The 19,462-nt window shown below is 34.0% G+C and carries 20 protein-coding genes; 3 read left to right on the top strand and 17 right to left on the bottom strand.

The window, feature by feature from the left end:
* Positions 1–5 precede the first annotated feature (5 nt).
* The 8 genes from I2490_RS15105 to I2490_RS15070 form a co-directional block, all read right to left on the bottom strand.
* Positions 6–2,120, bottom strand: coding sequence for an amino acid permease (locus I2490_RS15105; protein WP_206460593.1), 2,115 nt, complete (start codon positions 2,118–2,120; stop codon positions 6–8).
* 48 nt (positions 2,121–2,168) lie between these two features.
* Positions 2,169–2,516, bottom strand: coding sequence for a LapA family protein (locus I2490_RS15100; protein ID WP_206460592.1), 348 nt, complete (start codon positions 2,514–2,516; stop codon positions 2,169–2,171).
* A gap of 183 nt (positions 2,517–2,699) precedes the next feature.
* On the bottom strand, positions 2,700–2,882 hold the full coding sequence (locus tag I2490_RS15095; protein WP_206460591.1) for a ferredoxin: 183 nt from the start codon (positions 2,880–2,882) through the stop codon (positions 2,700–2,702).
* A 2-nt stretch (positions 2,883–2,884) separates the two neighbouring features.
* On the bottom strand, positions 2,885–3,235 hold the full coding sequence (locus I2490_RS15090; protein WP_206460590.1) for a cupin domain-containing protein: 351 nt from the start codon (positions 3,233–3,235) through the stop codon (positions 2,885–2,887).
* Positions 3,236–3,326: 91 nt separating this feature from the next.
* Positions 3,327–4,019: a Crp/Fnr family transcriptional regulator gene (locus I2490_RS15085; protein WP_206460589.1), complete on the bottom strand. Its 693-nt coding sequence runs from the start codon at positions 4,017–4,019 to the stop codon at positions 3,327–3,329.
* Positions 4,020–4,354: 335 nt separating this feature from the next.
* On the bottom strand, positions 4,355–4,921 hold the full coding sequence (locus I2490_RS15080; RefSeq protein WP_206460588.1) for an N-acetylmuramoyl-L-alanine amidase family protein: 567 nt from the start codon (positions 4,919–4,921) through the stop codon (positions 4,355–4,357).
* Positions 4,922–5,083: 162 nt separating this feature from the next.
* Positions 5,084–6,496 carry a putative bifunctional diguanylate cyclase/phosphodiesterase gene (locus tag I2490_RS15075; RefSeq protein ID WP_206460587.1) on the bottom strand — a complete coding sequence of 471 codons (1,413 nt, stop codon included), beginning with the start codon at positions 6,494–6,496 and terminating at the stop codon, positions 5,084–5,086.
* Positions 6,450–7,007 (bottom strand): PAS domain-containing protein, encoded by a 558-nt coding sequence (locus I2490_RS15070; RefSeq protein WP_206460586.1) that lies wholly within the window; start codon positions 7,005–7,007, stop codon positions 6,450–6,452. The genes I2490_RS15075 and I2490_RS15070 overlap by 47 nt, the downstream gene beginning before the upstream one ends.
* Between I2490_RS15070 and I2490_RS15065 the strand changes: the two genes are divergently transcribed.
* On the top strand, positions 7,000–8,256 hold the full coding sequence (locus tag I2490_RS15065; protein WP_442859719.1) for an IS256 family transposase: 1,257 nt from the start codon (positions 7,000–7,002) through the stop codon (positions 8,254–8,256). The genes I2490_RS15070 and I2490_RS15065 overlap by 8 nt on opposite strands.
* Before the next feature lie 115 nt (positions 8,257–8,371).
* Here the strand turns inward: I2490_RS15065 and I2490_RS15060 are convergent, their stop codons facing one another.
* From I2490_RS15060 to I2490_RS15045, 4 genes are all read right to left on the bottom strand, one after another.
* Positions 8,372–9,307 (bottom strand): cache domain-containing protein, encoded by a 936-nt coding sequence (locus I2490_RS15060; RefSeq protein WP_206460585.1) that lies wholly within the window; start codon positions 9,305–9,307, stop codon positions 8,372–8,374.
* A gap of 25 nt (positions 9,308–9,332) precedes the next feature.
* A complete protein-coding gene (gene uvsE / locus I2490_RS15055; RefSeq protein WP_206460584.1) occupies positions 9,333–10,244 on the bottom strand; it encodes a UV DNA damage repair endonuclease UvsE in 912 nt (303 codons plus the stop codon).
* A gap of 744 nt (positions 10,245–10,988) precedes the next feature.
* Positions 10,989–12,443, bottom strand: a complete 1,455-nt coding sequence (locus I2490_RS15050; RefSeq protein WP_206460583.1) for a phytoene desaturase family protein — start codon at positions 12,441–12,443, stop codon at positions 10,989–10,991.
* Positions 12,444–12,548: 105 nt separating this feature from the next.
* On the bottom strand, positions 12,549–13,100 hold the full coding sequence (locus I2490_RS15045; RefSeq protein ID WP_206460582.1) for a helix-turn-helix domain-containing protein: 552 nt from the start codon (positions 13,098–13,100) through the stop codon (positions 12,549–12,551).
* Between the two features lie 124 nt (positions 13,101–13,224).
* Here I2490_RS15045 and I2490_RS15040 point away from each other — a divergent pair, with 124 nt between their 5' ends.
* A complete protein-coding gene (locus I2490_RS15040; protein WP_206460581.1) occupies positions 13,225–13,929 on the top strand; it encodes an AzlC family ABC transporter permease in 705 nt (234 codons plus the stop codon).
* The gene (locus tag I2490_RS15035) at positions 13,920–14,255 is read left to right on the top strand and encodes a branched-chain amino acid transporter permease (protein ID WP_206460580.1); all 336 of its coding nucleotides are present in this window, start codon (positions 13,920–13,922) and stop codon (positions 14,253–14,255) included. The genes I2490_RS15040 and I2490_RS15035 overlap by 10 nt, the downstream gene beginning before the upstream one ends.
* Positions 14,256–14,336: 81 nt before the next feature.
* On the opposite strand, the gene speB is transcribed toward I2490_RS15035, so the two are convergent.
* The 5 genes from speB to I2490_RS15010 all read right to left on the bottom strand — a co-directional run bounded on the left by speB (position 14,337) and on the right by I2490_RS15010 (position 19,446).
* Positions 14,337–15,269 carry an agmatinase gene (gene speB / locus I2490_RS15030; RefSeq protein WP_206460579.1) on the bottom strand — a complete coding sequence of 311 codons (933 nt, stop codon included), beginning with the start codon at positions 15,267–15,269 and terminating at the stop codon, positions 14,337–14,339.
* 87 nt (positions 15,270–15,356) lie between these two features.
* On the bottom strand, positions 15,357–16,241 hold the full coding sequence (locus tag I2490_RS15025; protein ID WP_206460578.1) for a DMT family transporter: 885 nt from the start codon (positions 16,239–16,241) through the stop codon (positions 15,357–15,359).
* A 19-nt stretch (positions 16,242–16,260) separates the two neighbouring features.
* Positions 16,261–17,406 carry an amidohydrolase gene (locus tag I2490_RS15020; protein ID WP_206460577.1) on the bottom strand — a complete coding sequence of 382 codons (1,146 nt, stop codon included), beginning with the start codon at positions 17,404–17,406 and terminating at the stop codon, positions 16,261–16,263.
* A 23-nt stretch (positions 17,407–17,429) separates the two neighbouring features.
* The gene (locus tag I2490_RS15015; protein ID WP_206460576.1) at positions 17,430–18,293 is read right to left on the bottom strand and encodes an ATP-grasp domain-containing protein; all 864 of its coding nucleotides are present in this window, start codon (positions 18,291–18,293) and stop codon (positions 17,430–17,432) included.
* On the bottom strand, positions 18,286–19,446 hold the full coding sequence (locus I2490_RS15010; protein WP_206460575.1) for an ATP-grasp domain-containing protein: 1,161 nt from the start codon (positions 19,444–19,446) through the stop codon (positions 18,286–18,288). Before I2490_RS15010 ends, I2490_RS15015 begins: the two co-directional genes overlap by 8 nt.
* Positions 19,447–19,462: the final 16 nt, after the last annotated feature.

Below are 19,462 nucleotides of genomic sequence, written 5' to 3'. Positions count from 1 at the left end.
ATTTATTATGCAAACAAGCTTTCCATCCCATCCGATCCAACAAATAGTATGCTGCCCGGAGCCATATCAATCAGGTGAATCATTTCTTCATAGTTCATTGGCATCCCTAAAATAGTCAAATCTGCTCTTTCTTCTTGAAGCAAGTCATAAAAACTGCCTGAAACAACCTTTGTTTTTGTATTTGAAGGTAACCTCGCTTCCTCAATAAATAAGAGTAAGTCTTCTTCCACCTTATTTTTTCCTCTGTCATTTTCTATTACCCTACATAAAGTAAGTTGGGCATCATAGTTTCCGGCTAATTTTAATGCACTAAGTACTGCTAAATCATTATTCGGACTTTTTTCTCTCAGCCAAATATTAATACTTTTCTCTGAACCAAGATTGTATTTCGGATGAAGCCACAAACACATTAATGAAATCTTAGAATAACGAAGCGAATCTAAAAGCTCTTTCATTTTTTCTCTTTTTTTATTGTCTTCGCTTACAGTTAGCAATACCGTATTGGGCGGAAGAAAGCTATTTTCAAAACATTGCAGTGCTCTTACCAGCATACTGGTAAAATCATCGGAACGTACAAATACCTTTTGTACAAAAACACCCTCATCCGTAAGTGGCTTTAAAGCATCTTCAATCTGATTTTTATGTTTCTCATCCATAACAATTTCAGAGTAAACAGTCATATAATACAACCGCCCGGAACGATATACTAAGTTTCTTGCAAATCTAGATATACGTCGAAAATCTTCCGGAGTTTCTACAGGGATGGCAATTGCTGGTTTCCATAGTCTTGGATGATATGTCGCTCGCATAATTCTTTGAGCCGCCCATTCAGTGATGGCGACAAAAATACTGCTTCTTACATCTCCCCAAGGTGAAATTAAATTCTTTCTTTTTAATAAAGAATATATCATTGATACAATGAGTATGGTGATCCCTGTAAATAACGGATTAATAAGCAGCATAACTGAAAAACAGCCAATACTTCCTACTAAAGGTACAAAGATTGACATTGCCATAGTTGGACGAAAACTCGTAAGACCCGTGCCTTGCTCAATCAAAACAACAACATTTATCATAAGATAAGTGGTCAAGAAAAACATTGTTAAGAGTTCTGCCAAGCTATCAAGATTTCCTAATAAGATTACAAACAATGATATCATTGAAGAAACGAGAATTGCATAAAGTGGTTCTCCTTTTTTATTTTTTTTAGAAAAAATTTTCCATAAAGGAATAACACGATTTTCAGCAAGTGCGGCTAAAGTTCTCGGCGAACTAACTAATGTGGAAAGTGCAGAAGACAATACTGCACCCATCACACCTGCAACAATCAAAAACTTTACCCTAGCTAGCTTCAATATAACCATATAATCAGATAAGAGTAACTCTTGCGGCGCTTGGCGTGCAAACCAAATAGCTAATAAAATATAGATTACCAATCCTGTAATTACTGCTGCCAACGTCCCCCTAATAATACTTTTTCGAGGATTTTCTAAATCTCCGGACATTGTTGCACCTGTTAAAACACCTGTTACTGCCGGAAAAAATACAGCAAACGTCATCCAGAAACTCCCATCTTTCATTTCCCCGGTTAATACCATTTCCCCCGTATTTAAAGTCGGTCCGGTCATAAAGGATATGATCGAAAGAAAAACAGCGGCTAATATTAAATATTGAACACGAAATGCAAAACGAGCACTAATAATTGAAAGACATGTTAATAAAATCCACGCAATTACACCAACCCATCTTATGGAATGACTCGGAAAAAATGCAACCCAAAGTTCACTAAAACCGGTTATATAAAATGCAACGGAAATTGCTTGTGAAAGATAAAGTGGAATCCCAATCGCACCACCCATCTCCATACCTAGGGAGCGAGTGATTATGGCATATGCTCCTCCTGCTCCAATTTGAATGTTTGTAAGCATGGAAGACATGGAGAGAGTCGTTGATATGGTAATGATATGTGCAAGTGCGATAATCAAAAAAGTCCCCCATAAACCAACATTACCTACAACCCATCCAAGTCTTAAGTACATAATTACACCTAAAATTGTTAATAATGTTGGAACATACACACCTTCAACTGTGTTTAGACCCTTTTGCGTTTTCTTCTTCAAATCCAAATCCCCTTTTTCATTTACTTTTGTCACCTATATGACTTTATTCTAGATAGTTTCAACTGATTTTTCTTCAAATTGCATTTCTGTATTTTCTTTTTCTAATACAACAGCATTCAATTCTTTTTTTACATCATCTAATCTTTTTGTTAAATCTATATTTTCTTTACGCAATGTTCTAATTTCACTTTTTAATTTTATATGTTTAATAAGACCTAAAAAAGTTACTATAATCGCTCCTATTGTCGCAGAAAATATTATAATAATTGCTTGCGATGCTTGAAACTGATAAAATAATAAATTTACCGAAACAGCACGTGCATTCGTCAATGCAAATATTGTAACTAGAATTGAAAAAATGAGACTGCAAATAAAAAATGCTTGATTTTTTTGCATAAAAATCCCTCCTTTAAAGATACAAATTATTTAAATTAATTCTACTACTTGTATATCTAATTTCGCAATTATTATTTCCTAATTTCGACAATATTTTTAGATGGAAGTAATATTTTATATTTCGCAATTATATAAAAAATAGCAGTGTAAACATGTTTACACTGCCACTTCAATTCTTATAAATTATTTAACTTCAATGACTGAAACCGGACAGCTTTCTTTTGCTTCCATTGTCTTTTCTTCTAAATCCGGTGTCACCTCGCCGTAAGCCTCAGCAATTCCATCCTCATTTAAGCGAAACACATCAGGACAAACACCTTCACATAAACCACATCCGATACACCCTTCAATAACTTTTGCTTTCATTCTTATCTCTCCTCTCTTATTGGAAATAATACGATTAAAAACATTTTAAAACGCTCTGGTGCGTAAACAGAATGAGGCTGACCTGATGGCATAACAATGGAATCTCCTGATTGTAAACGGGATGTTTGTCCATTTATCGTTACTTCTCCTGTTCCATCCAGTACCAATACCAACGCATCTCCATCCGAAGAATGAGTGCTGATTTCCTCCCCTTTATCAAAAGCAAATAACGTTAAACTTACCGCTTCATTTTGTGCAAGGGTTTTGCTTACGACCTGACCAGGCAAATAATCTGTTTGATCTGCAAATGGTAAAACAGTTGCAAACTCAATATTCTTTAAATTCTTTTTCAATGGTATCGCCTCCTTTGTAAGATTATATTACCAGTATAAATATAAATAATCCGTAACATTCGTTACAATATTTATATTTTTAACTATGAACCTACAAATATTCTTTCATTTCTGAAAGGTTCAACAATCGAAACCATTTTCCCGATACTTCAATCAGCCCTTCTTCTCTCATTTTCATTAATTCTCTGGAGACAGATGGTCTAGTTGTACCCAAATAATCTGCCATTTCTTCTCGATTCATTTCCAGCTTTACTGTTCCATCTGTCTGTACATTTTCCAGTAATACTTTCGCAATTTTTTGGCGAAGACTACTACTAGACATGAGATGCAATCTTTGATTTAAAAATCTAGCTTTACCAGCCAATATTGCAAGCATATTCTTTATCAATTTTTCATGATGCGAACAGCTCTCTCCACATGTATGATAAAAAAAACGCTTTGGAATCTGAAGTACCTGAGAATCTTTAACAGCAATTGCAAAATAATCGTAGCTTGTTTCCTTCAAAAACAAATAAACCTCTCCAAATAATTCACCTTTCATATGGAATGTGGTGACCACTGTTCTCTTACCGGAAAGAGAATGCCTGCAAACCGTAACTGCTCCAGACAATAATAAGAATAGGTATTCCGGAGTATCACCCTCATGAAATAACACTTCTTCTTTTTTATATTTCTTAGTATGTGCTCCGCTGCAGCTTAAGCATTTTTTAATTTCATCATAATTCATTCCATAAAACAAAGGTGAATTTTGAAACAGATCGCCTTGTTCTTCGTAAAACTTCATTCTGCATCTCCTTTAACAATCATTCTGTTTCGTCATTGCTGCGTTCACTCTTATATAAACTGTTTTTATCGTATAATAGAATTATTGACCAAAACGAATGATTTATTACAAAAATACTACCCAATCTTCTTTATTTCCATTATACATGCTATTTTTATAAGAGAAAACAGTTTGATATTTTAATCCTGAGATTCTTAAGATGTATGAAAAATATAAAGATAATTATTTAACTTATCAAAATGAATAATTAATAATCAAACTAGCATGTCCTTAAAAAGGTAAACGACATTCACATAAATAAGAATGTCGTTCTATAGTAGATATGATGTATCACGTTACAGCAACCCGTAATATGCTAAAATTCCATTATATATGCCAACTGCAAAGCTTTGAGGGTCTGTCGAGAGTAAATAAGCATCGTTTGGATTTGTTAAATATCCCATTTCCACTAAAACCGACGGCATAGCCGTTGCTCTAAGTACATAAAGAGATGGTCGAATGAAAACTCCTCTATTCTCCAAACCTGTCATATAATTTAAGCCCTCTAGTATTCGTTGCCCCATATAAAAAGCAGGACTGTTCTCATAAAAAACAAACGCCTCACTGCCGCTGGCAGTTACAATCTCGCTTGCGTTACAATGTAAACTGATAAAAAAGTCCGCACCCCAATCATTTGCCATAGTTACCCTAGTTCGAAGACTTGTAGCGGTACTTGTACCCAGCTGTTCAGTCGGTGTATTTCTGGATAACCTTGCTTCAAAGTTTGGATTTGCATTTAAAAGAGCCGCAAGTCTTACTCCCACTTCATAATTGATATCTTGTTCCCTCAGTCCATTAGCTTCTGCACCGGCATTAGGATTTACTGGGTTATGCCCTTGATCAATAAAAATTTTAATAGCCATATTCATACTCCAATCTAATCTTTTATTGTTTTATTTCGCTATTAAATATATATATGCGGTTTGATTTTTTTAGGTTCAAAATAAAATAAATATGCGACAAAGTTTAAACTTTATCGCATATCAAATTTTGTAACTATCTGTTTTATGTAAGAGTTAAAAGCATTAATTTTTATCGCTTTTGTCCATAAGATATTGGTAAAAATCTTCTCTTTTTAAAGGCGGGCTATAATAATAACCTTGTACATAATTGCATCTAATTGATTTTAGATATTCAATCTGCTCTTTTGTTTCCGCTCCTTCCGTTATAATATCTAATTTTAACTTGCTTGCAATGTTTGTAATGACTTGCGCAATTTCCCCATTATCATTTTCCGGATATTCTTTAATAAAACTGCGATCAATTTTTAATTTATCGACCCGTAAATTCTTTAAATAACTTAAGGAAAAAAAACCGGTTCCAAAATCATCAATTGCAATTGTCATTCCTAGTGCTTTAAAATTTTTTAAACTATCATTAATAGAATTAATATTTGTCATTAAAACACTTTCTGTAATTTCAATCTCAATATTCTTAAAATCAACGTCATATTTATCTGCAAGTTGCTGCATTGTTTTTAGTAGTTCCGAATCTTTAAATTGTAAGGGTGAAATATTAATTGAAATTCTAAAATCATCACGAAATTTATGCTTTATTGATTGATAATCTTGAAAAACTCTTTCAATCACCCAATATCCAATTTCAATAATTTGCCCAGTCTTTTCTGCTAGAGGAATAAAAACAGCCGGTGATATCTTTCCCAAGTGTTGATTTTCCCATCTCAACAAAGCCTCTGCACCTGTAATTCTTTCTGTAACTATATTTACTTGAGGCTGATAAACCACCTCCAGTTCATTGTTTAAAATTGCCTTTCTTAAGAAAGCCCGAAGCTCTATTTCTTCTTCCATTTTTTTTCTTAAACTAAAATCATAATATAAATACTTCTTTTCTTTTTCTTCAATTGCATTCTCTAATGCAAAATATGCATTTCTGATTAGTTCATGGGATGTCGTTCCATGCAGTGGATACTTTGAAATACCTGCTTTAATATCTAAATATATTTCTTTTTGATTAAAATGAATTGCTTCACTGCTCTTCTCGAAGAATGTTTCTATAAACTCATCCATTTCAGTTTGATCGATTATCGATGATAAACCAATTACAAAATTATTTTTAGTAATCTGAGCTATAAAATCATCCCCTGTTAGCATAGCACTGATCCGATTGATCAGTTTATGAATAATAGAAGGATCTTCCTCCTTTATATTTAATACAATGCTATTATAATTTTGAATGGAAAAATAAACTATTTTCAAATTTTTCTTATTTTCCCTGATATTATTATCAAGTAACCTCAGAAATAAATTTTCATTGGGCAAATTTGTAGTAATATTATAGTCTTGTAATTTATTTACATATTCTTGCTCTTTTTTTCGTTTTGTGAGATCTGAAAAAATGCCAATATATTTCTCTATTACCTGATTTGATTTATTATAGATTGCATAAATATTTAATTTTTTTGGGATATAACATTCCATCTTTCTTCTTATCCCATAATTCGCCTTGCCAATAACCATTTTGAATAATATTTTTCCACATTTCTTTATAAAATTCAGGAGATTGTTTGTCTGATTTAAAATAATTCGTTTTAAGTCCTAAAACTTCCTCTTTTTTATATCCTGTAATTTTTTCAAATGCATAATTTGCATAAATAATCTTTGTTGTACGATCTGTTATTATTACAGCATCATTTATATTATCAGCAATGCGATTTGTAATGTTCAATTGTTCCTTATCCCTTACTGAAATATAATAAATAAGTACAATAATAAACATTAAAATACAAATTCCAGCTATCATCAATATGTCTTGAAACTTCATACCAAAAATAATATTTTCTCGAACAATCGATAGACTTTCTAAATTGAAACTAGAAACGATATACCAAGAAAGCTCCATAGTATCATTTGGGAGTATCCTAAAGTTTGTGTAAACCTCTAAACTGATGTAAGATAAATATATCAGTTTGGAGGTTTTATTTATGCCCAAAAGAAGAAAAGAATCACCCCAAAAACAAGCAATCAGAAAAATGATGCAGGAATACTTAAAAGAGAATGATATTCCTATCAAAAATGGTACAGATGTCAATTCTGTTATGCGTGATATGATGTCTGTATTACTGGAGGGTTCTCTGGAAGGAGAATTAGAAGACGAACTGGGATACTCAAAATATGACTATCGGAATAAGGAAACCGACAATAGTCGGAATGGATATTCTTCTAAAATCATGCATACAAACTATGGAGATATGAATGTTGCTATTCCTCGTGACCGTAATGGAGAATATGAACCCCAGCTTATCAAGAAATATCAAAATACCGTTACGCAAGATATGGAAGAAAGGATACTTTCCATGTATGCAAAAGGTATGACTACAAATGATATTGAATCCCATATGCGTGAGTTATATGACATTGATATTTCTGACAGTACGATTAGCCGAGTTACTGATAAAATTATACCGATTGTAAAGGAATGGCAGGAACGTCCTTTGGAAGAAGTATATGCGGTTGTTTTTATGGATGCAATTCATTTCCACGTTCGTAGTGAAGGAAGAATACGAAAAAAGGCTGTGTATATTGCTTTGGGAATTGATATGAATGGTAGAAAGGACGTTTTAGGTATGTATGTTGGTGAAAATGAAAATGCTAAATTCTGGCTTTCTATACTGAATGGGCTAAAAAATCGTGGTGTAAAAGATATCTTAATAACATGTATTGATGGACTAAGTGGATTTCCACAAGCAATTGAAGCAGTCTATCCTGAAACAGAGATACAGCAGTGCATTATTCATCAAATCCGTAACTCCACTAAATTTGTATCCTACAAAGATTTGAAAGCTCTGATGGCTGATTTGAAGCGAGTCTATACTGCCCCAACAGAAGAATTAGCCCTAAATGAATTGGAGTTGTTTCAAGAAAAATGGGATGTAAAATATCCGAAAATCTATAAATCTTGGCATGATAATTGGTCAACTTTAGCAACCTATTTTAAATATCCTGAAGCTGTTAGGCGGCTTATTTATACCACAAATGCCATTGAGGGATTTAATCGTCAACTTCGTAAAGTAACAAAAAGCAAGACAATTTTTCCTTCTGACGATAGCCTTTTAAAAATGCTATATCTGGCAACGATAGATATCACAAAAAAGTGGACAGGATATCGTAGGGACTGGGGACGGATATATTCCCAGTTAGAGATTTATTTTGAGGAAAGACTAAAAAATCTCAACTTCTAAAAAACAACTTGTTCGGCAAGTTTTATTGACATGCAAAAAAATCATTGTATAATGCAAACAAGGGTAGAATCCCAAAATTGACTCTGCCCTTAAGTAACTATTCACATATCTTATATCAGATTTTTGAGTTTACACAAAACTTGAAACTGTCCCTATCATTTGAGTTTATTTGTGTTAAAGGATTTACTTTCATAAAAAAGACTATATTATTATCTTTTTGATAATAACCATTTTCCTTCTGCCTTATCTCATTCCATAATGTAGGTTGCTCCACTGCGAGTGTAGAATCAACCTTATCCTGAAACATAAATCCAAATGTTTTGTCCTTCGTTAAATGAAATAAATAATAACCGTTTTCATTTAAAAAAGCCGGCTCAATAAAACTATATTCTGAATTTTTAAATTGCTCATGAAATACGTTTAATAAATCATTTCCCAAATAATTTACAATTAATATACCTTTATAAACATGATCACTGGAGTACAAAGGAGCTGCAATTCGAATCATCGGTTTATATGGTACTTCAATTTCTCCGTTTTCCTTATTTAAGTCCATATCGGATATAAATATTTCACCCTCATTTAACTTACTGGTTATTTCATAATAATATCGATCGCTCTTGTCTTGCAATTCATTTTGTGGAACTAAATATGCCCCTTCACTGCTATTATTAACTCGAATTACTTCTTTCCCATTTCTGTTAATTAAACGAATTTGATCAAAACTTTTCTTATTGTTTGCAATTCTTAAAAATAGCTGTTCTGCCTCTAAAAAATTTTTCTTATTCTCTTGATTCAGATAATCATTCGTTTCATTGGAATTTCTTATGACATATACGTTTTCGTTCAACTCTTTAAATGTATCTTGCATAATGTAATTAATAACAGCTGCTCTTTGTTTCTGCTCTCCGATAATAATTTCTTTTGCCTTTTCTATTTCAATCTCTGAAAGATAACTATAAAGAGATATTGATAACAGTAAAAAAGGAATCGTAATGATCGAATAAATCTTTAAAATATTTTTTATATATATAAAATGAAACTTTTTCATATAGAATCTCTCCTGATTGGCTACCTTATTTTCTTTTGTGTATACTGCTTAATTCCTTATTCAAAATGTAATTGATGCATTGAATTGCCGAAAGATTTTTATCTTTTACCTCCAACATAATATCAATATTATCTCTTTCTAAAGTCTTATAAAATTGACTAAATTCATTCATATCTATGTGATTCGAATGAGAACCTGGTTTTTTAAACGGCTCTTGTTGGGAATAATGTATTTTTTGTAAACCATCTTTGGCTTTCCAGGTTTTTTCACATTCATTAATCCAAACATTGTCCGCTTTACTTTTATCGTAAGGATTTACGTAATTGTGTAAATTATCATAAACAACAGGAATGGATAGTTGACTCCCAATCTCGAGTACATCGTTGATGTTATAAGATTTATCATCATTTTCAATTACAATTCTTTGTTTCAGTTCTTTATCGAGTAAACTAAAACGGCAGATAAATCGTTCCATAGCATGATTCTTATCTCCATACACTCCACCGATATGAATAATTATTTTATGAGTATCATTCACTCCAAGACTCTTTAAAAATTGCCCATGATAATGCAAATCTGCAATGGAATTCTCTAATACTTCTTTTTTAGGAGTATTCAGCACTGTATATTGCCCTGGATGCATGGAAACTCTCAAATTATTATTTTTAATTTTCTCACCAATCTTAGATAGTTGTGATTCAAAGATCTCCCACCATTTTAATTGATTGACGGAACTAGATCCGAACGGAATAATACCTGAACTAATCCGAAATAATAGAATATTATTATTTATATTATAATCAATGATATTTTCTAGAGAATTTAAGTTGTAAGTAATTAACTCAAGAAGTTTCTCATTACTTGCATTTTTCATCATACAACTCTTAATATCTGTATTCGGAACATCTATGGTTAAACATGCATACCCTATACTCATAAACTCTCCTATTTGCAACCTTTCTTAATGTTGAATTTATCATAAAAAAAATGGGTTCGCAAGAAAAAGAATCCATACATTCTTTCACATTTTAGACTTCTATTTCTTACTATGGTACAATCGAACTATGTAAATGAGTTGCCAGCAAGGAGGAGATTGTCATATATTTAACTCAATATGAAAAAAAACGGCTTCAATTAATAAGAAAATTACAACCATGCACCTATTTATTTGTATTGATAGGATTTGTGAATTTCTTTCTCTGTTATAATAATTTTATGTATGCTTTCGTAATTGCAATCTTTATAGGTGTATCCTTTTATCTGCTACTTCTATATGAATTAAAAATCTTAAAAAAAGAGATATTCCTTCGCTATGTAGATCATTATTTTGATACAATTGTATCTATTATAAGAAAAAAAATACCAAAAGACATTTTAGAGATTGAATTAAGACATCCAACTAAATATCGCAGATATTATCTTTTCACATTTCTTTCTACACCGAATATTGATATGATCAACCATATTAATTTCATTATGTATAAATATCTCTCAAAAGATCCAAATACATCTGTAATAGATGGGTTTATTGTAGTGATAAGATCAAATAACGATTTAACACTGTACCATCGATTTTATATCCATCTAACATATTTAAAACTCAGATATCATAGCTTCTTAAAGCAATTTAAAAAGTAGAAAGACAGGAGGACGTAACCTGTCTTTCTTATTTTCCATTTTCTTATAAATACTCGCATAATAATTTACTACCGAGTAAGACTAACGAAACTCCAGTACCCGGATGTACACTATCTCCTATAAAATATAGATTGTCTAATTCCCGCGACTTAATCTGCGGCCGAAAAAATGAAGTCTGGGTTAAATTATGACTGATTCCAAAAGCATTACCATAGCTGCAATTAAAAGTTTGTTCCAAGTCTTTTGGGGTCAGATATTTTTCAAACTCAATGTTCTCTTTGATGTCGTTTAAATCCTTTAAACTTTGCAAGGATCGTATAAGTCGTCCTCTCATCTGTCTTATATCTGTCTCATTCCATTCTATTTTTTTATCCAATGTGTTGGGGACTCTTATCATCACATTAATCGCTTCCTTTCCTTTCGGAGCCATAGTAGAATCGATTTTAGTAGGGCAATATAAATAAAAGGATGGTTCAGAAGGAATTTTACCTTTAAATGCTTGCTGTATATTCTTTTTGAAATGTGGACCAATATATATATTATGCACACCCAAAGAGGGATACTTTTTCTTTAAACCTAAATAAGCCATAAATACGGAACAGGAGTAATTATAGGTTCTGTTTATGCTTTTAATATCCGCTAAATTAGTTTGATAGAAGGTTTTCATCGAATAGGTATAATCACTATTACAAACAATAACATCGCCATATATACTTCCCCGATTGGTTTTTATACCTTTTATGTTACTTTTATCTAGAAGAAACTTCTCACATATTGTATTTAATTCAATCGTTCCTCCATGTTCTCTAATATAATTTTCCAGAATATTTATAAAAGAATGCATGCCTCCTTTTAAATACCATAAACCCTTGACGGCAGAAATCATAGGAATAAGCGTGTACATATTAGAACTTTTAAATGGATTCACTCCAATGTACATAGTTTGGAATGCCAGAAAGTTACGTACTTTTTCATCTTTAATGTATTTTGAAATATAATGATAAGAATGAGTTATAGGATTTACTTGGATTAAACTTTTTATTACGTGATTGTTGAAAATATCGTCTTTTGAATCAAAATTGCGATTTAAAAAGGTCTGATAAGCAATCTCATATTTTTTATAAGTGTTCGACAAAAACTTTAAATATCCTCTTTCGTCATGTGGATTAATTTTTCCAATCTCCTGCAATGTCTTTGGCAAATCGGTATAATAGTCAGTGATCTTTTGATCAGCATAATAAACTCGATAATTTGGGTCAAGTTTTATAAAATCTAATTTAAGACCTAATTCATCAAGTATGTTTTTATATTCTTGCGGCATCATTAATATTGAAGCAGTCAAATCAAAGGTAAACCCAGCTTCTTTTATTACACCAGTTTTTCCGCCACATTTTGAATTTTTTTCTATGATGATAACATCATATCCTTTTTTTAAGAGCCGAGCACCGGCAGAGAGCCCACCGATTCCTGCTCCAATAATGATTACTCGCTTTTTCATTCTGAAAACCCCATCACCTTATTAGAATGCATTACTTATATTTCATCCTGTATAAGATTATGAGGTCTTTATTTGTGAATTATTCGTATGAATTATTTTTACGATTCAAACAGGATAAAAATTAGTAACCACTGCCTTTAATGTTTGGGGTCCACTTGAGCAATAAATATGTTCTTTGGATGCTATAAAATTAATGGAATCGTTAGGCTTCAAAACATAGTTTTGATGATCTATTGTTAAAGTAAGTTCACCCTCTAACACCATAATGTATTCCTGCGATTTTTCTGAATGCCCAATAGACGTATAGCTATAGCCAGAATCCAATTCAATTTGAAATAGTTCAAAATTTCGTTGCGGCGTATTGGAATAATAGCAATAGATTCGATAATGTCCTTCATTACTAGACTGTTCCATAATATCATTTTTTCTTATAATAGATGTATAGTTCATTTGCTGTTCTAAAAGAGCTGTATATGGGACTTTCAATCCATTTGCAATTTTCCAAATCGTATTAATCGTAGGGTTTGTTTCGCCCTTCTCAATTTGGGATAGCATCACTTTACTTACTTCACTTAATTCTGAAAGCTGCCCAAGGCTAAAATTTCGCTCTCTTCTAAGTCTCTTTAGATTTTCAGCAATGATTAGATTAATATTCATATGATTGTTCTCCTAAAAACAATTGACAATTATATATTACAATCGTAAAATATAAAGAACAAAATATATTTAACAATTGTACAATATTATTGTACAATTGAAAAGTAAGGAGTGCAAGAAAAATATGATAAAAACAGGTGTAAAGAAAGATTTTTTGAAAGCATTTACCCTCGCATTTCCTAGTACGATTCCCGTACTAACAGGATTTTTAGTTTTAGGCATGGCATATGGTGTTCTAATGCAAACAAAAGGGTATGGACTAATTTGGTCGGTTCTAATGAGTGCTATTGCATTTTGTGGCAGTATGCAGTTTGTTGCGATTACATTGCTTACGATAGCGTTTAATCCAATGCAAGCTTTTACACTAAGCTTAATGGTAAATGCCAGACATTTGTTTTACGGTATTTCCATGCTAGAAAAATATAAGGGATTGGGAAAAGCGAGAGCTTTTTTAATTTATGTATTATGTGATGAAACATTTTCTATTTCATCAAGTGTTACAATACCTGATGGAATTAATCGAAAGTATTTTTATCTTTCTATTTCTTTACTTAATTATATCTACTGGGTACTAGGAACATTTTTAGGTTCTGTTGCAGGGAAATATGTACATTTTAATACGACAGGTTTGGATTTTGTACTGACTTCATTGTTTGTAGTTCTTTTCCTAGAACAATGGAAAACTCCCAACAATCGGTTATCTGCAATGATTGGGATTATAGGTACCTTAATCAGTTTGTTCCTATTTGGTCAGAATCATTTAGTGATTCCTGCAATGATTATCATTTTAGTGACACTATTAATTGGGAGGAAAAAACTATGCAATTAACGGGAACTCAAACACTTATTACGATACTAGCAATTGCTTTAGGAGCAGTTATTACAAGATTTGCACCATTTATACTGTTTCCGGAAACCAAAGAGCCACCTATTTTTATTACATATTTGGGAAGGGTATTACCTCCTGCCATGATGGGATTATTAGTCGTTTACTGTCTAAAAGGTATTTCAATGGAATGTTCACCATATGGTATCCCTGAATTACTATCCATAATATTTATTGTAATTTTACATGAGTGGATGAATAATGTACTAATCAGTATCGGAGGTGGAACCTACTTGTATATGTTCTTAATACAAGTTATTTTTTGTTAATATATCTTATTCCCCTACTCATTCAAAACTTTCAAATTGTAAATAAAAGCCGAGGTATTTTACTCCCTCGGCTTTTAAAAATTAATAATCTTCTAATTTATTAAAAGCAATCAGCCCTAAAAATTCCTGAATGATGTTGGCAGCTAAAAAAGAAGTGATTTGCGCTGAATCATATGCGGGAATTACTTCAACCAAATCAAATCCAACGAACTGAATTCCCTTGGTTTCCCTGATCATGCGAACTGTTTCGTCACTGCTGAATCCGCAGATTTCCATTGTTCCCGTCCCTGGCGCATATGCCGGATCAACAAAATCAATATCAAAAGAAAAAAATGCCTTTTTCTTTCCGACCCGAGCTCTAATCTGTTCGCCGATAGACTGTATTCCCTGTTCACGGACCATGTCTGCGGTAATTACTTGAAACCCGATATCACGGAATGTTTTAAAATGACTTCGTATCCCTACCTGTATCGAGTGCTCCATATCAATCAATCCTTCTTCCCATGCACGGCGAAATGAAGTCGCATGGCTGTATTTTTTCCCCAAATAAGTATCTACCGTATCCATATGCGCATCAAATTGCACTAGTGCAACCGGTCCATATTTTTTTGCCACTGCCCTGAGCTCAGGCAACGTGACGGAATGATCGCCGCCTAATGAAACCGCTACTATATCATTGTCTATAAGCGGCTGAAGTCCTTCTTCTATTTTTTGATAAGACTCCTCAATGTAACCCGGTACAATATTGATGTCACCAAAGTCAACACCTGATAATACGTCGGGTATGTTTATTTTAAATGCAAAATGATACGGTCTGACGGTTACGGACATGTCCCGGATTGCCGAAGGTGCAAAGCGTGCGCCTATCCGAAAAGTGCTTGCCGTATCAAACGGAATCCCTACAATTGCAAAATCAATATCTTTTGTAGTTTGCACATTCGGTAGCCTCATAAATGTTTTTATCCCTGTAAATCGCGGACAATTTAAAGAACTTCTCGGTTTATAATGAACCATTCACTTCCTCCTTATCCTATTTTCTGCATTAAAATCAATTTTTTTCCGTTTCTCCACGAAGCAAATGCTGCATAAAATATAAGATGCTTATTCATTTACGAATAACCTTTTCAGCTTGTCTGCAACGCTTTTTTCTACAATAAAGAGACTCAAAATTAAAAGAATCCCTCCCAAGTATCCTTTTTTTGTAAGAATTTCCCCTAAAAACAAGTTTGCAGCAATCGCGTTAAATGCTGGTTCAAATGCGAATATAATCCCTACACTTTCCGGCGTCGTATATTGCTGCGCCGTCATCTGCACAATAAATGCCGCTGCAGTATTTATTATCCCGTAGACGAGCAGAGCTCCCCATGCCGCTTTTGTCTGCGGAAGCTCAAGCTGTCCCGTTAAAATCGTTCCTGCAAACGAGAGCAAAGCAACTATTCCTATTTGAAGAATTCCTAGTGCGATGGCATCCACCTTTTCAAGGATAGTATCCGCATACATAATCTGAAATGCGACAAAAAGAGAGCACAGAAGGCATAATGCGTCACCAAAATTAAAATGCAATCCTCCGTGAAAAGTCAGTAATGCAACGCCGACCACTGCCATAATACAGCTTACGATTACGTTCCATTCAGGCTTTTTATGGGTCACAAAAAAAGCAATTACCGGGATCATAATAACGGATAAGCTAACTAAAAAACCTGCATTAGATGCTGATGTTTTATATCCTCCGTAGGTAGCTCCAACATACGCAATAAATAGGATAATGCCTATGACAATTCCATGCCTTACCGTTTCACGATTTACTCGTACCATTTTTTTTATAAACAAAAGAAACGGAAAAATAAAGCCTATACCAAAACGTAAAGCAAGCAGACTCATTTCATTGATTTCCTCCGCACATATTTTTAACCATACGAAGGAAAACCCCCAAAAAAATACAATTATCATCAGTGATAAATTTGCTATTCTTTTTTGTTTCTGCATCCAATTCATCTCCTTTCCTTCATTCCGAATAAACTAATTTCCCGTCAATATAGGTATAAACAACATGGCTTCTAGCATCCATCGGTTCTCCGTCTAAAATCAAAAAATCCGCATCTTTTCCTGCACTCAGGCTACCGACTCTGTCATCAATATTCGTAATTTCAGCCGGATAAATAGTGACTGCTTTTAGGGCTTCTTTTTCAGGCAGACCATGCTTGGATGCAAAAATAGCACTTAACAGCAGCAGGTGAACCGGCATGCAAGGATGATCACTCATAATCGCAAATTTGACTCCCGCTTTATATAAAACCGCTGGTGTATCCTGTGATTGTCTTTTCAGCTCGTCTTTTCCTCTTGCAATGAGCAAAGGTCCGATTACGGCCGGCATTTTCGCTTCTTTAAGCTGCTGTGCAACAAGAAATCCTTCTGTGCAATGTTCCAGGGAAATCTTAATATCGAATTCCTTTGCAATCCTCAGAGCGGTGCATATATCGTCCGACCTGTGCGCATGGACCTTCAACGGTAGCTCTTTTTCTATTACAGGAAGCATTGCGTCAAAGCGAAAATCATACAGGTCTTTATTTTGCTGACTCCTTTTTTTATAGAGTCCCGCTTGTATCAAAACGTCTCTCAATAAGGCTGCAATACCCATTCTTGTTGCAGGTGCTTTGTTTCGTTGACGATACATATTTTTTGTATTTTCTCCGAGTGCTGCTTTGACAGCTACCGTCCTTTTAAGGATCAGTTCGTCCACACAATTTTTCGGAGCAGTCTTGACCGCAACACATTGTCCGCCTATCACATTTGCACTTCCCGGACATACAACAACTGATGTCACGCCAGAATTTCTTGCATCTTCAAAGCCTCTGTCAAAAACATTTATTGCATCAAGTGCATGCAGCTGCGGCTGTAGAGCACCACATATTTCATTGGAATCAGTGTTGCTTTTTACAGCGGAATCACAAATAATTCCCAAATGTGTATGGCAATCGACCAATCCGGGCATGACATAATTTCCCTGTACATCAAATGCCCCGTCTATTTTATAGTTATAATCCTTCATGTCACCTAGTTCTTCGATTTTTCCGTTCTTTACTAGAAGATAACCGTTTTCAAAATCTTTTCCCTCCATTGTTAAAATATGACCGTTTATAATTGCTCTCATGTTACACCTCTGATTCTTTGAATTTATGCACACAACAGACTTGCTATATTGACAGCCGGATTGATTCCGGTCGCCTCATACAAACCGTGGAACAACGGGCACACATTTACTTCAAGAACAAAATACCCTTCATCGCCTTCAATAACATCAATTCCAGCAATATCCGCTCCGATGGCTTTTGCAGATGCAACAGCCAGCTGCGTCAGTTCATCATTTAATTTTATTTCCTGTGCAACTCCCCCATTGCAGATATTTGTTTTCCAGTTTTCTCCGAATGCTTGTCTACGTATTCCGCCGATTGCCTCCTCTCCAACAACAAAAATCCTATAATCAAAATAACCTTTCTGCTGTTTATTACGAATAAATTCTTGTATATAAAACGGAACGCTGCAGTTTGTTAAAACTGTAATCAGTTCGATCGCTTCTTCAAGACAGCAGGCTCTGCTCACCCCCTCTCCCCGTCCTCCGGAAATAGGTTTAAATACGATGGGATATGTAAATTCCTTGATTTGTGAAAGAATCTCCGCAACTTGATTTGTGTAGGAACAGATTGTCTTTGGGTGGCGAATTTTTTTCTTTGCTAAAAGCATGCTTGTGTAGCACTTATTCTGACCGTATTGTATGGCCTGAAAATTATTGACCATTCGCTCCCCGTTAAGCTCTAATTCTTTTAAAAGCATAAGTCCGCTTTGCAAAATCGGTCTTTCGACTCTCCCGAGAACAGATTGATATTTGCTCCCTTCATTATAAATCTTGTCGAGAGTCAGCACCTCTTTTCTGGGATCCATTAAATCCACATCATAGCTATTACTTCGGACAGCTTCAATGATTTGACCGATTTCCCATTGATCGTAATTCATGCTTACAATCCCGACTTTTTTACGCATTTTCTTTTCCCTCGATTCTTTCATTTTTAATCTGCGAATCAACAGCTTCCACAATCCTTTCCGACAAATTACGCATGCATTTTACCAGCCCATAGGATAACATCAGATAATTTCGGTCTACTTTAAAATCCAACGACGAAAGCTCTCCTTCACATTTCATTTTTCTGACTGCATAATTATGACGGGATACCGGCCCGGATACTACTATCAAATCGACTCCGTTTCTTGCAATATTTGTGATTAGGCCTTTTTCTTCATTTTCGGCAAAGGGAACCCCTGACCGTCGTCCCTCAATGCCGGCCATCCTGCCACCATAAACCATACAACGGATGTCAAAGCAATATTTTTTTGAATTACCGGAACGAAACCGTGCTGCTTCAATTTTACGCTGAACGATATAACCACCCTCGACCGGATTTATTTGCCCAATCCTTCGGTATACCTCTTCCTTGCTGTCACTGCATTTTATAAGAAGAAGACCTTGCCCACCATAAAGGCAATTGGGCTTTATAATGCAATCCTCACCTTTTTGCTGAAAAAAGAAAACCCATTTTAAAATTTCCTCCGTGTATTCTGCCTTATAAGTTTCAGGGACCCGAAGTACCGGAAAGTATTTTTCTAGAAGGCGAACAGACTGGAGAACCTTAAATTTATCATTAGCAATGTTTCGTACGCAAAGATCATTGATGACATTGATAGATAAACCAGATTCCGGAAAGCTGAAATTCCGCCGGAAAATTAAATCAGGTTTTTCTCCGGTTTTTTTGATTCTCAATTCACCCTCTTGCTCAATAAAATCATCTGGGGTGTAGATGTCTGCCTGAAATCCATTCTGATTAAAAAGTTTTTTTATGTATTGCACTTCATTTTCAATACCGCTTTTTACGCCTTTTTCTTTACAAACAATAGCAATTTGTTGTCCTTCCTTTAAATTTTTACGAAAACAATCTAAAAAAAGTAATTTATGATGTCTATTTAAGTTAAAAATTGGATTTCCTGCCGCAGTATCTCGTTCAACGATTTCACTTTTTTTTTCAATAAAATATGGGGCCAAAGTATTGTCATTGACTTCGAGAAAATTCAAAAACCCATCCTTATCAATCATATAATCTACAGAAGCATATTTAAAATAGTTGATATATTTTTTTCGCATACCCTCTTCCTCCTTT

It is taken from the genome of Anaerovorax sp. IOR16 (assembly GCF_017168145.1).
Taxonomy (GTDB): domain Bacteria; phylum Bacillota; class Clostridia; order Peptostreptococcales; family Anaerovoracaceae; genus IOR16.
This window is presented reverse-complemented; position numbering and strand designations above follow the sequence as displayed.